We start from the raw sequence: 12,543 nt of genomic DNA, 5'->3' as shown, positions 1-12,543 counted from the left end.
ATGAACAATCCCGAACCGATCATCAATCTGACGGATACGCGTTTGACGCCAGGCGCCGATCTGCTCGCGAATGGCCGTGCCATGGCGCGTGACTGGCGCGTCGGCCCGTGTCTTTTCCTTTCCGAAAAGAACGTTTCCTCGGAACTGGCATGGAAGCGAAAATCAATTGCCGAAAATCGTGTGATGCAACACGCGCATATCGGCTTTCGTGACGTCAACCGGACGATTGAAGCCATCGCCGAAGTTCACGGCACATGTCTGAAGAGCGGCATAACCGTCGACCGTTTCGGCATAACGCTCGACTGGTCGATGGGGTACCCGGAAGCCATGCGCGCGAAAGCATCGCGCGGCACTGGCATTGTCCTGTCGGGACCGGAAGATTTCGCCCGGATCACAAATGCGGCGCCAGCGGCAGCACATTTCGGCGACTTCATGCTCGGCCTGCCCGGCGCTGTTGAGAATACCCGCGCGGCCCTGGCCGCCGGTGCGACCGCCGTTGGAAATCTCGGTCAGTATTTCACCTTTCGTCTTCCTTACTGGGACGACGATGTCGCGACAACCGAAGCAACTGTCACTGCGTTGGGACTGATCGCAGCGCAGGATGCCGAGGTTCTGGTCCACTCCAATCTGGATGATGGTTTCGCCGGGCTTTTCATCGACATGGCCTGCGCACTCGGTATGGTACTGATTGAAAAATACATCATTGAGGATCTGATCGGCGCAAAACTTGCGCATTGCTACGGTCATCATTTCAGCGATCCCTTGTCGCGGACAGCGTTCCATGCCGCCTTGACGCGGATCAGCGATACGCCGGGCACCATGATCTTCGGCAATACGGTTGCCTATCAGTCGACCCCCGCCGGGAACTATGCGAGCCTGTCCAGCTATCTTCTCGCAGACATACTGGCCCTTGGCCGCTGGCCGAGCGGACACGCGGTCAACCCGGTTCCCGTGACCGAAAACCAACGCATACCGGATGTCGACGAAATCATCGATGCGCAAACCTTTGCGCATCGTCTGACCTTGCATGCTCCCTATTACAATCCGGTCTATGATTGGTCCAAACCCGAGGCCATGGCCGACACGCTCGTCGATGGAGGCAGACAGTTCGCCGATTCCGTGCTCAAGGGTATGGAGGCGCGGGGCGTCGACGTGAAGGATCCGGCCGCGCTTTTGTTGGCGATACGCCGCATGGGGCCAAAGCGTATGGAAGCTCTTTTCGGTCCCGGTATCGAAACGGCACGCGGTCGTAAACCACTCATCCATGCCGAATGGGCCCGTGAACTCAACGAGAAAGCTGATCATTGGGTGGCGGCGCAGAGCCCATTTGTTGAGGCGCGGTCGGTTACCTTGTGTATCGGAACCACCGACGTCCACGAGCACGGTAAATATCTCGTCGAGCAGGCACTGGAAGGAATGGAAATCAATATCGTCGATGCCGGCGTTGCTGTCGATCCTGAAGTGCTTGTGACCGCTGCCATTGCAAGTGGTGCAAATGTCATCGCGATCAGCACCTATAACGGTGTTGCATTGACCTATGCGAAGGCCGTCAAGGCCGTACTGGACGAACGCAATCTTGAGCTCCCAGTTTTGATGGGCGGTCGGCTGAACGAAGTCCCGAAAGATTCAAACTCCGGTCTGCCCGTTGAAGTGTCGCAGGAGATTTCAAAACTCGGCTATTATCCTTGCGGCGATCTTGACGATATGCTTGCAACCCTCAGACGGATGGCCGCGTCAGCCTGAGGGTTGTGGATGTTACCAGGCCGTCATCCCACCGTCGACGGTGAGAATGGACCCGGTCGCATAAGATGAGTCGTCCGAGGCAAGCCATAGAATGGCATGTGCTATTTCTCTTGGCTGGGCCATGCGGTTCATCGGAGCGCGAGCATTGAGGGCGGCGACAAAGCCGTCCGGGTCATCGTGCCTGGCAACGATCTCGTCAAAGTAACTGGACCAGGTCGTGCCCGGCGCAACCGCATTGACCCGAATATTCTGGGCCACGTGATCCAGCGCCATCGCGCGCGTCAGGGCGGCAACACCGCCCTTAGACGCAACATAGGCCGCGCGGTCTGCAATGCCGACCTGCGCAATGTTTGAAGCCGTGTTCACAATGGCACCACCACCCGATGCTGCCATCAGCGGGATGATGTGTTTCGCGCAGAGAAATACGCCCTTGAGATTGACCGCCATCAAGGCATCCCAATCATTCGCTTGCGTTGTCACCACCGAACCGCGAATCCCGTAGCCGGCATTGTTGACCAGAATATCCACGCGGCCGAAAAGCCGCTGCGCGGCTTCCGTCATGGCTGCAACCTGCGTCTCATCCGATATGTCGGCGCCAAAACTTTCTGCGCCCACACGTTGCGCCGTCTCGCGTGCCTGATCGGCATTGCGATCGACGACCAGCACCTGCTGCGCGCCTTCCTCCACAAAAAGCTCGACCGCTGCCGCCCCAATGCCGGCACCACCCCCGGTGATCACTGCAACCTTGTCTCGCAAACGCATCGGCTTCTCCTTTGTTGAATGTGTTCCTAATCTTGCACACCCTCTTGCAAAGTGTCGACACTTTTGTATTTAATATGGCAACTCAATTGGAGGCATTCGTGAAAAACACTCCCTCGACCGAGGAACACCTCGAAATTTATCGGAAGATGCTGCTTGTCCGGCATCTCGAAGAAGGCTTGGGCGCCTTGCATAAGGAAGGTCGCACGCGCGGCCCGATTCATCGCTGCGATGGTCAGGAAGCCGTTGGCGTTGCAGCAACGGCAACACTCGAAATCAGCGACAAGGTCGCCACAACCCATCGCGGGCATTCGGTCTATCTCGGCAAGGGAATGGAGCCTCACCCTGTCATCGCCGAGATTCTCGGACGTGCAACAGGTGCATGTGCCGGTCGCGCGGGTCACATGCTCATTGCCGATGCAGACAAGGGCGTCATCGGTGGCAATGCGATTGTCGGTGCCGGTATTCCGGCAGCAACCGGCATGGCGCTTTCAATGCAGGTACTCGGTCAAAAGGGCGTCGCCATGTGCGTCTTCGGCGATGGCGCGGCCCAAACCGGTATCTGCCATGAAGCGATGAACATGGCTGGTCTCTGGAAACTCCCGGTGGTCTTCGTGCTCGAACATAATCAGTTCGGCCTGACGGTCCCAACGGAAGTTCAATCGCCGGTGCAGGATCTCTCCATCCGCGCCGCCGGTTACGACATTCCGGCAGAGATCGTTGACGGCAACGATGCTGTCGCGGTTTACCGCGCCGTTTCGACCATGGTCGAGCGCGCCCGCCGGGGTGAAGGTCCAGGCATGGTCGAATGCAAAACCTATCGCATTGAAGGTTTCTCGACCTCGGATATGGGCGGCTATCAAAAGCCCGAGGACATCGCGCATTGGAAAGAACGCGATCCGCTGATCGTCTCCCGAAAAGCCTTGCTGTCTGAAGTCGATGAAGCAAGGCTGGTGGAAATCGAAACGGCTGCACGCACTGAAATCGACACCGCATTTGCAGCTGCGCTGGCAGACCCGCTGCCTGAATTTAGCATCGATGACAAATGCAATCCTTATAGTGAGGCGCACTGAACATGGCCCTTATGCGTTATGCCGAAGCCCTGAATGCTGCTCTTCGGGAAGAAATGCTCGCAGACCCTTCAGTCTTTTTGTTTGGTGAAGATATCGGCCGCTATGGCGGTGTCTTTAAAGTGAGCAAAGGCTTGATGGACGAGTTTGGCGAAAGCCGGGTTCGCGACACGCCCATTTCCGAGCAGGCACTGACCGCCATGGCCGTGACCGCCGCAATGACCGGAACCCGCCCTATCCTGGAAATCATGTATGCGGATTTCATACCGCTGACATTGGATGCGCTCGTTAACCAGGCCTCCATCTATAATTACATCTGGAATGATCAGGTCAAAATGCCGTTCGTGTTGCGTACGCAGGGTGGCGGCGGGGCTGGAGCCGGCGCGCAGCATTCCAAGGCGCTCGATTCCATGCTCGCACATATTCCCGGTATCAAGGTCGTGGCCCCATCCACCCCGGCAGACGCGAAAGGCATGTTGAAGGCAGCAATTCGTGATGACCAGCCGGTCGTCTTCCTCGAACACAAGCTTCTCTACAACATTCGTGGCGATGTTCCCGACGGCGATATCGTCGTACCGCTGGGCAAGGCTGCCATTACCCGTGACGGCACCGATATTTCGATCTTTGCCACGTCCAAAATGGTCATAGAAGCGAACAAGGCCGCAGAACTGCTTGCCAAAGACGGCGTATCGGCGGAAGTCATCGATTTGCGTTCCCTGCGTCCGCTCGATCTCGACACGATCAAGGGATCCATTGCCAAGACGCATCATGCCGTGGTGGTGAACGAGGGCTGGCGTTTCTGTGGCTATGCGGCAGAGTTGTCCGCGACGATCATGGATCACGCATTTGACGATCTCGATGCGCCCGTCGCTCGCGTCACCCTGCCGGATATGCCCATTCCTTATTCAGAACCGCTGGAAATTGCGATGTTGCCCAATGCGGAAAAAATCCGCTCCGCTGCTCTCGCAACGCTGAAATAATCGGGGGCTTTGATGGCGAACCACCCAATCAGTATTGAAAGCGCCGGCGGCGAATATATGGAAACCGTCGTGATCCTGAGCTGGTCTGTCCAGCCCGGTGACGCGGTCAAGTCCGGCCAGCTCATTGTCACCGTCGAAACAGCCAAGGCAGCGACCGAGATCGAAGCCGACCGCGATGGTTGGCTTGCCGAGATTTTCTTCGCTGAAGGACAAGAAGCTCCCCTCGGTGTCGTCCTTGGCACCATCGCGGACACAGAGCCGTCTGTGAAAGCCGCAGTGGAACAGGCCGTCGCACCTGCTGCGACGGAGACAAAACAGGCTCAATCATCCGGAGAGCTGGCACCAGCTCCGGCACAGGCCGGTCGCCGTATTATCGCCAGCCCACTTGCTCGACGTGTGGCGCGCAACGCTGGACTTGATCTCTCCGGCATCGAAGGATCGGGGCCCCGCGGGCGGGTCAAGCAACGCGATGTTCTGGCTGCTTTAAATGCCCGGTCCAATGCGACAATACCGGCTCCTGCCGTTCCAGCACAGGTGCGACAGTCCGCAGTGGCAGCAGCCGTTCCCAAAGGCAATTCCGACCCCATTGTCTTCCTGCACGGTTTCGGTGCCGACCGGACATCCTGGCGGCAGGTCACGGCGCTGCTGCCTTCTGAATTTGATGTCGTTGCGCTGGATCTGCCTGCACACGGCGCAGAAACAAACCGGATTGTGTCCTGCCTGGACGATATGGTCTTCGACGTTTCTGACCGGCTTGAAACAATGGGAATCGATCGCGCCCACATCGTTGGTCATTCCCTTGGGGGTGCGGTTGCACTGGGGCTGGTCTCGCTTGGCAAAGTTTCAGTTCGCTCCGCGACCTTGCTTGCACCGGGCGGGCTGGGACCGGAGATCAATATTGGTTTCATCAACGGTCTGGCCCGCTCCACGACCGAACAGGCGCTCGAACGTTGGCTGAACGTTATGGTGGGCGATGCTGCAAGCCTGCCAAAAGGATATGCGCGTGCTGCATTGCGGCAGATCCAGGCCTCCGGCATGCAGGCCGGGCTTGACAGGCTGGCACAACATCTATTCCCGAACGAGACGCAGGCTTTTGATCAGCTGCAGAACTTGCGGGACCTGCAGGTTCCGGCGCGTATCATCTGGGGACGCGCCGACCGGGTAATTCCTCCATCCCATGTCCACCGTGTGCCTGGACATATAGCGACGCATCTTCTGGAGAACATCGGCCATGTACCGCAGCTTGAAGCGTCGGAGCTGACGGCGCGCTTAATAGTGCAAACAGTGAACAGCGCGCGTTAGCCTGCTTCCAACCATCATTTCAACCAGTACATCCGTCATCTTGGAGCAAGACATATGATTTTCGATCATCGCAACTATACCGCGCGTCCCAATATGCTGCCTAAATTTCTCAAGCTTTACGAAGATATCGGCTTGCCAATGCAGCGCCATTATCTCGGGGAGCCGTTCGGCTTCTTTCAGACCCATATTGGTGACCTTTCGAGAACAGTTCATCTCTGGAAATATGATAGCCTGGCTGATCGCGAGGCACGTCGCGACCAGATGGAAGCAGACCCCGAATGGCAGGTATATCGCCGCAAGGTGATTGAAACCGATTACCTCATGGATATGCGGAACCAAATTCTCAAGCCGGTTTCATTCTTCAATACAGAGAAATAAAATGAACCTCATTTTTTCCGCACAGGGCCAGAGCTGGCCTGTGCGACTGAATAATAAAGCCGAGCGCACACAAAAAGCTCTTCTGGAGGCGCTTCCCATGCCTCTGCAATTGCATACGCCAAAGATCGCCGGGAGCCATATTTACTGGCATGCGCCCTTTGTCGAAGATGTTGAAGGCGCGATGCATGTGCTCGATGCCAAACCGGGCGCCTTTATCTATTGGCCGGTGCGGCAGTTCCTCGAGATTACCTTTGCACCACTACAGGCAGAAACAGCCCACATTACCGTTCTCGGCCATCTCGATGCCTCGATTGAAGGCATTGCCGCTCTGGCACAGTCCCTCAAACTGGAACAGGGCAAGAAAATCTTTGACGGCTCGCTCCGGCACGCCGGCGAGGAAGTCGCCTCTCCGGAGGCCCGGCCCTCACTGCCCGACGATCTTGTCAGTGCGCGCAAAGCATTGTGGTTGTCCTGTCCTGCCGAAATAACCCAATTGGCAGAGTCACGCGCAATCATGCATCCGGCTGGCCCCGTTTTTGCCGCTGAATCCGAAGCCCGTGTCCTACACGAGCTTCTATGGTGGGTTCGTTCCGAGATCGGGCGGACGGACCAAACGACCCTGCGCAAAACCGCAGCACTGGTCATCAACAAAACAGCCACGCGTTTGCGGGATTTCTGCCACCTGAATGAAACCTCGGCGACACTGTTCCGGGTGGAACAGGCAATGGCGGAAGATCTGCCCTTCAATGCGTTGATTGATGAAGCAATCCTGATTGCCGGTCGCGTTGGCGCGTGGCTGGATCTACTCATTCCCTGGAACAACGTCAACGAAGCATTCCGCTCGGCAAGCCCCGAAAGGTCAATCAATCATGTCTAAACTGACTATCGGCGTTATCGGCTTCGGCGTTATCGGCCAGCGCTGGGCTGCGGCTTTCGCCCATGCAGGGCACGACGTGCGCGTTTACGATCCTATCGATAGCGGCAATCTTTACCACAACGATATCCTGCCACCTCTGTTGGACGATCTGGACAGGCTCAAGGGACAACAACCCGAACCCGGCACGATCAAACTCTTCCCGACCTTGGCAGATGCACTGTCAGGTGTGCATTTCGTTCAGGAGAACGGTCCGGAAAAGATCGATCTCAAACGGGAGCTTCTCGCCGAAATTGAACGTCATGTCGCAGACGATATCATTATTGCATCTTCTTCGTCGGCGTTGCTGGTCACCGAAATGCAGCGCGATTGCCGCAGGCCGGATCGAGTGGTCTTGGGACACCCGTTCAACCCCGTGCACCTGATGCCTTTGGTGGAGGTCGTCGGCGGCAAGGAGACCGTCGCGGAAAGTCTGAACAAGGCCAAGACGATCTATGAGGACATAGGCAAAAAAGTCGTCATTCTCAATCAGGAAGTGACGGGTCATCTTGCATTGCGCCTGATGGGCGCTATGTGGCGCGAAGCGATCGCACTGGTGCGTGAGGGAGTGGCTTCCGTGGAAGATGTCGACCGCGCCTTTATTTATGGTCCCGGACCAAAATGGACCTTGCAGGGATCGTTCATTTCGAACGGCCTCAACGCCAACAATATCGAGGATTTTCTGGTCAAATACGGCCCAACCTATCAAGCCATATGGGATACGTTGCTTGACGCCAGACTGGATGACGAGACGATCAGGATCGTTGCTTCATCCACCGATGACGCGGTGAAGGCACGCACACCGGCCCAACTCAAGGAACAGCGTGATGCCGGTCTGATCGATATACTGAAGACAGTCGCCAATAGCGGTGCCCTATAATCCAGCCGGAGGTTCACCATGCATTATAGAACTGCTCTCGTTACTGGCGCCTCAAAAGGTATTGGCGCTGCAATCACTGCTAAGCTGATTGGGGAGGGGCTGACTGTCTACGGATTGGCGCGCAATCTATCAGCCCTCGACAAGCAGGCCAGCGAATTTGGCGAATGTTTCAAGCCCGTCGTCGCTGATGTGCGCGACCACGCAACCATTGCCGCAGCGCTCGGGGAAACGCAGATCGATATACTGGTAAACAACGCAGGCGGACTGGCAACCGTACGACCACTGTATGAGCAAAGCGCTGAAGAAACCGTCGAAACAATCGAGCTGAACCTGATTGCGCCATTGCTGCTAATTCGTCACTTGTTGCCGCAGATGATCCAGCGCAAATGCGGCCATATCTTCAATCTCACGAGTACAGCCGCCAGTGCTGTGTTCACCGGCACCACCGCCTACGGCGCAGCAAAAGCGGGGCTCTCACAGGCCGGCGATATTCTGCGCTACGACCTTGCGGGCACAGGTGTCAGGTTGACGGAAATTGCGCCGGGCCGGGTTGAAACGGAGTTTTACGTCCAGGCTTTCGGCGGTGACAAGGAAAGAGTGCGCGATCAGATGTACACCTGTCAAAGACCACTCCGCCCCGAAGACATTGCCACCGTGCTTGTCGATGCACTTCGGCTTCCGGCACATGTCGATATCGGAAAGATGCTGGTCACGCCAACCGAACAGGCGGCAGGCGGCTCCATTTACCCCCCTGCCCCTCACTCCTGATAGCGAGTGCATGGGTACCTCAAGCATTTCCAGCAAAAGTGCGAAGCGATTTTGCTGGAAATGTTCTAACCGTACCAATGCAATTCAGTACAGGTTCATTTGCCGACCAGTCTCGTCAGGACAGCCTCTGATGCCTCACGCCAGATCGCCTGATGCCCGCCTTCGGACAGGATTTTCATACCCAGCTCCGTGATACCGCCCGGAGTTACAAGATCGGAAAGCAACTGTGACATCGGCTCAGGTTTTTCCGCAATTAAACGACCGGCAGCAACAAATGTATTGGCAATCAGTTGCCGTGCACTGCGATCATCCAGGCCTTTTTCCGAACACCATTCCGCGGTCTGACGAACGAGGTCCTGAACCCAGCCATAAACCGCCGCGTTGACTGTCGCGATCTCGAAATCCGCTTCGCTTTCCAGCGGGATTACCGGTCCCAGATGCTTCAGAATTGCAGTCGCTTCCGGCAGAGCAGGAAAACACACCGTCGGACTTGCGTTGATTTCTGCTGCGGTCAATGGCATCGCGCGGACGACACGCGCAGGCGCCACCTGCAAGCGATCTATCGTAACCCCGGCGCATACACTGATGATCACCTGGCCTTCGCGCCACGGAAGGCCATTTACCGATTCCGGCGCATCGGCTGGACGAACAGCAACGAGTACGACATCTGCCCGATCAACGACATCCTTATTGTCGCAGGCAAGTTCTATACTGTACAACGCCGATAGCTCTTGCGCTTTTCCACGCGGAGATAGAAGTATATTTTCTGCTTTGAACCCACTTCGCAACAGCCCGGCCACAATACCGGTTGCGAGATGTCCGACACCTAATATACCGAAAATCATTTGATCGCCTTAATGAACACCGTGACTTTTGCCGTGTCTTGCAGTAAACGTCCACAGTGTATTATGAACTGTCGACACTGATATAAGAGCTATAGGCTTGAAATTTTATGAAAGAAATACCGAATATGGCCGATACACTGGAACTTTCAGCAAGTACCGAAACTCGCAGGTCGGCCGATAGCAGTGAGAAGGCCTATCAAGCCATTCGCCAGATGCTCGTAGAGTTCATCCTCAAACCGGAAGAACGCCTGAACGAGGTGCAATTGTCGCGACATCTTGGCGTTTCGCGAACTCCCATTCGTGAGGCCCTAAATCGCCTCGCATCCGAAGGCTTCGTATCCACAGTCCCAAATCGTGGTTTTTTTGTCCGCAGTTTGAATATTGAAGGTTTGCTAGGCCTCTACGAATTGCGTTCCATTGTTGAGTGCGCAGCCTTCAAGCTTATGTGTCAACGCGCCGACGATACACAGCTTTTGCGATTAAAAACCTACTGGGATTCACAGGTCGACGGATATCAAGACTTACCGCCAGATGCAATTTTATCAATTGACGAAGGTTTTCATCTACTCATCGCTGAATTGTCAGGCAACCACGAAATCGTGAATACGTTAGAATCAATCAATGCTAGAATCCGTTTCATTCGACGAATTCAAATCGAACACACCACACATGACATGAAGTTGATCTCGGCTCACTCGAATATTGTTGCAGCCGCAATGGCGCGCGATATTGATAAGGGCATCAATATTCTGCACAAACATATAGAAATAACTGTTTCAGCAACGCGAGAGGCGTTAAAAGACGCCCTATTGAAATCCTACTCCAAGCCGAAGGGAATACTGTAAAGTAATTTGGTTAAGTATCTCAAATCATATACAGATTCATAAGAATTCGATAGATTTAATCGAAATCTATTTTAATATATATGTCGTCAATTGATAATTTATATATGAACAATTCATCAGAATTGGACATCACAATCCTGGATATTGTCGAATTATTATTATTATAATACCCTTTATGGTCTATAACCGTAAACTAAGTATAGAGAACTTGCTCAATCGGTCGCCTTGAACGGATATGATCCGCTGACCCCTGCAATTGGGAGATGTGCAGATTGCCAGTCAAGAACCCACACTCTTTCAATTCTGACGTCCGGAATAAGGTCCGAGGCGGCCATTCGGCTTTTTTGCTGTGAATTGGAACAACTGCCGTCAGGATATAACGCCGCCTTCCCCGAATGCATAAAATCTCGCCTGGGTTTTCAGGCGGGCCCGTGATTTGCGACTGGAGGGGTAATGGTCGGCTCGCGCCCTCTAGCCTGTTTTGCCTATGACCGCCCTGGTACAGGCAAGCACCATATCTTGCGCCCATTCCTAGGCTTTTATTCGCGGTCAACTTGTTATAAGGTTTTGGCAGAAACTTATAACACTGCTAACGGTAAGATTGGCTATAAGGTTTTTGGCAGGAACTTATAACGACATAGTTCAACTCGCCGCCGGTACGACCAACTCATTCGAAAAGGCCAAGGATGAAAGAGATCGACATCAGCTATAGAACGATGTTCGCGGAGTTGGCGCAGCGGACAATGGATGCACAATTCGTAGCAGACTTCCCTTTAGAAGGATGGTTTGTGACCGTAACCGTCAAAGATCGCGATTATTGGTATTTCGATCTCCCCACCCCCGAGGGCAAAGACAAACGAAGCTACGTCGGCCCCGCGAGTGACGAAGCCATCACTAAGCGGGTAAGAGCCCACAAGGAGATCAAGGACAACATCCGAGAGCGTAGACGCATGGTTAGCACGCTGCGACGCGCCGGCCTTCCCGGTCCTGATCCCTTCGCTGGGGACGTCACGAAAGCCTTAGCCGATGCTGGGTTGTTCCGGCTGCGCGCCATCTTGATTGGGTCGGTGGCATTCAGCACCTATGCTGGAATGCTCGGTGTCCGGCTGCCCTCTGCCGCACTGCAGACAGGCGACGCAGACTTCGCTCAGGACTTCGCAATCTCGGCTAGTGTCCAAGATAGTCTCCCGCCAATCCTCGAAATCCTCCAGTCAGTCGACCCTGAATTCCGAGCGATTCCGCACCAGGCCGATAAGGCTAAGGTGGTCGCCTTCGTGAACGCCAAAGGCTATCGGGTGGAGTTCTTGACCGGAAATCGGGGATCAGAAGAATACACTGGCAAGCCGTCGCCCATGCCCGCCCTCGGCGGCGCGTCGGCGGAGAATCTGCGGTTCCTTGATTACCTGATCTACGAGCCTATCCGCACAGTGCTTCTTTTCCGCGAAGGCATAAACGTTCTCGTTCCTGCTCCCGAGAGGTATGCCGTACACAAGCTGATTGTATCGTCGCGAAGACTCACTGATACGTTGGGGCGTTTGAAGGCTGACAAAGATCTAACGCAAGCCGCTTTGCTCTTCGAAGCTCTCGTGAAAACGCGCCACGGCAATGAATTAAGCGATGCTTGGGAGGAAGCATGGGAGCGCGGTGATGCGTGGAAAGAGAGCATCGTCAGTGGCTTATCCAGACTACCCAAAAACGGAGTGGAAGCGTTAAGAGGGGCACTCGGTTCCGATGTTGTGGAAGGCTTACTGAAAAGGTGATTGACAGATTTCGCGAGAAACGAAAGACGACGACAGGTCAGTCTATGATTGCCAGTCAGGAATCGCCGTCGTGGCTTTGTTCCTGAGGTTGGCCGTAATGAAACATCCCCATCGCCTGGATAACTCAGGCAATAGGGATGTTTTTTGAGTGTGTCAGAGAGCCTTCTGCAGCTCCGGCAGCACGGTGAAGAGATCACCGACGAGGCCATAATCGGCAACCTGGAAGATCGGTGCTTCTTCGTCCTTATTGATGGCGACGATGACGCGTGAGTCTTTCATGCCTGCCAGATGCTGGATCGC

Annotated in this window: 12 protein-coding genes and 1 pseudogene; 10 read left to right on the top strand and 3 right to left on the bottom strand. The window is 55.0% G+C overall.

Translation table 11 applies throughout. The features are described 5' to 3' along the window. Positions 1-1,743, top strand: coding sequence for a cobalamin-dependent protein (locus FHW03_RS24310; protein ID WP_182523007.1), 1,743 nt, complete (start codon positions 1-3; stop codon positions 1,741-1,743). A 12-nt stretch (positions 1,744-1,755) separates the two neighbouring features. Here the strand turns inward: FHW03_RS24310 and FHW03_RS24305 are convergent, their stop codons facing one another. After that, positions 1,756-2,505, bottom strand: coding sequence for an SDR family oxidoreductase (locus tag FHW03_RS24305; protein ID WP_182523006.1), 750 nt, complete (start codon positions 2,503-2,505; stop codon positions 1,756-1,758). A 98-nt stretch (positions 2,506-2,603) separates the two neighbouring features. Here FHW03_RS24305 and FHW03_RS24300 point away from each other — a divergent pair, with 98 nt between their 5' ends. From FHW03_RS24300 to FHW03_RS24270, 7 genes are read left to right on the top strand one after another with little or no spacing between them, the layout of a single operon-like run. Beyond that, positions 2,604-3,575: a thiamine pyrophosphate-dependent dehydrogenase E1 component subunit alpha gene (locus tag FHW03_RS24300; protein ID WP_182523005.1), complete on the top strand. Its 972-nt coding sequence runs from the start codon at positions 2,604-2,606 to the stop codon at positions 3,573-3,575. Positions 3,576-3,577: 2 nt separating this feature from the next. Continuing rightward, positions 3,578-4,552, top strand: a complete 975-nt coding sequence (locus FHW03_RS24295; RefSeq protein ID WP_182523004.1) for an alpha-ketoacid dehydrogenase subunit beta — start codon at positions 3,578-3,580, stop codon at positions 4,550-4,552. 12 nt (positions 4,553-4,564) lie between these two features. Next, positions 4,565-5,854: an acetoin dehydrogenase dihydrolipoyllysine-residue acetyltransferase subunit gene (locus FHW03_RS24290; protein WP_182523003.1), complete on the top strand. Its 1,290-nt coding sequence runs from the start codon at positions 4,565-4,567 to the stop codon at positions 5,852-5,854. 54 nt (positions 5,855-5,908) lie between these two features. After that, a complete protein-coding gene (locus FHW03_RS24285) occupies positions 5,909-6,232 on the top strand; it encodes an NIPSNAP family protein (protein WP_182523002.1) in 324 nt (107 codons plus the stop codon). A gap of 1 nt (position 6,233) precedes the next feature. Next, entirely contained in the window at positions 6,234-7,109 is an 876-nt protein-coding gene (locus FHW03_RS24280; protein ID WP_182523001.1) for a hypothetical protein, read from the top strand. Continuing rightward, on the top strand, positions 7,102-8,025 hold the full coding sequence (locus FHW03_RS24275) for a 3-hydroxyacyl-CoA dehydrogenase NAD-binding domain-containing protein (protein ID WP_182523000.1): 924 nt from the start codon (positions 7,102-7,104) through the stop codon (positions 8,023-8,025). Before FHW03_RS24280 ends, FHW03_RS24275 begins: the two co-directional genes overlap by 8 nt. An 18-nt stretch (positions 8,026-8,043) precedes the next feature. Next, a complete protein-coding gene (locus FHW03_RS24270; RefSeq protein WP_182522999.1) occupies positions 8,044-8,793 on the top strand; it encodes an SDR family oxidoreductase in 750 nt (249 codons plus the stop codon). Positions 8,794-8,888: 95 nt separating this feature from the next. On the opposite strand, the gene FHW03_RS24265 is transcribed toward FHW03_RS24270, so the two are convergent. Beyond that, on the bottom strand, positions 8,889-9,638 hold the full coding sequence (locus FHW03_RS24265; protein ID WP_182522998.1) for an NAD(P)-binding domain-containing protein: 750 nt from the start codon (positions 9,636-9,638) through the stop codon (positions 8,889-8,891). A gap of 125 nt (positions 9,639-9,763) precedes the next feature. On the opposite strand from FHW03_RS24265, the gene FHW03_RS24260 reads away from it, so the two are divergent. Further along, positions 9,764-10,483, top strand: a complete 720-nt coding sequence (locus tag FHW03_RS24260; RefSeq protein WP_182522997.1) for a GntR family transcriptional regulator — start codon at positions 9,764-9,766, stop codon at positions 10,481-10,483. A gap of 686 nt (positions 10,484-11,169) precedes the next feature. Next, positions 11,170-12,243, top strand: coding sequence for a GSU2403 family nucleotidyltransferase fold protein (locus FHW03_RS24255; protein WP_182522996.1), 1,074 nt, complete (start codon positions 11,170-11,172; stop codon positions 12,241-12,243). Between the two features lie 153 nt (positions 12,244-12,396). Here the strand turns inward: FHW03_RS24255 and FHW03_RS24250 are convergent. Further along, a pseudogene (locus FHW03_RS24250) lies at positions 12,397-12,543 on the bottom strand (electron transfer flavoprotein subunit alpha/FixB family protein); the annotation flags it as partial.

The sequence above is a fragment of the Ochrobactrum sp. RH2CCR150 genome, assembly GCA_014138095.1.
Lineage (GTDB): Bacteria > Pseudomonadota > Alphaproteobacteria > Rhizobiales > Rhizobiaceae > Brucella > Brucella gambitense.
Note: the sequence above shows the minus strand (reverse complement) of the source record. Positions and strands in the feature narration are given on the sequence as shown.

Bases quoted from the DNA above. Each gene is read 5' to 3' on its own strand.
- FHW03_RS24310 (WP_182523007.1), top strand. From the start codon at position 1: ATGAACAATCCCGAACCGATCATCAATCTGACGGATACGCGTTTGACG.
- FHW03_RS24305 (WP_182523006.1), bottom strand. From the start codon at position 2,505: ATGCGTTTGCGAGACAAGGTTGCAGTGATCACCGGGGGTGGTGCCGGC.
- FHW03_RS24295 (WP_182523004.1), top strand. From the start codon at position 3,578: ATGGCCCTTATGCGTTATGCCGAAGCCCTGAATGCTGCTCTTCGGGAA.
- FHW03_RS24290 (WP_182523003.1), top strand. From the start codon at position 4,565: ATGGCGAACCACCCAATCAGTATTGAAAGCGCCGGCGGCGAATATATG.
- FHW03_RS24285 (WP_182523002.1), top strand. From the start codon at position 5,909: ATGATTTTCGATCATCGCAACTATACCGCGCGTCCCAATATGCTGCCT.
- FHW03_RS24280 (WP_182523001.1), top strand. From the start codon at position 6,234: ATGAACCTCATTTTTTCCGCACAGGGCCAGAGCTGGCCTGTGCGACTG.
- FHW03_RS24275 (WP_182523000.1), top strand. From the start codon at position 7,102: ATGTCTAAACTGACTATCGGCGTTATCGGCTTCGGCGTTATCGGCCAG.
- FHW03_RS24270 (WP_182522999.1), top strand. From the start codon at position 8,044: ATGCATTATAGAACTGCTCTCGTTACTGGCGCCTCAAAAGGTATTGGC.
- FHW03_RS24265 (WP_182522998.1), bottom strand. From the start codon at position 9,638: ATGATTTTCGGTATATTAGGTGTCGGACATCTCGCAACCGGTATTGTG.
- FHW03_RS24260 (WP_182522997.1), top strand. From the start codon at position 9,764: ATGGCCGATACACTGGAACTTTCAGCAAGTACCGAAACTCGCAGGTCG.
- FHW03_RS24255 (WP_182522996.1), top strand. From the start codon at position 11,170: ATGAAAGAGATCGACATCAGCTATAGAACGATGTTCGCGGAGTTGGCG.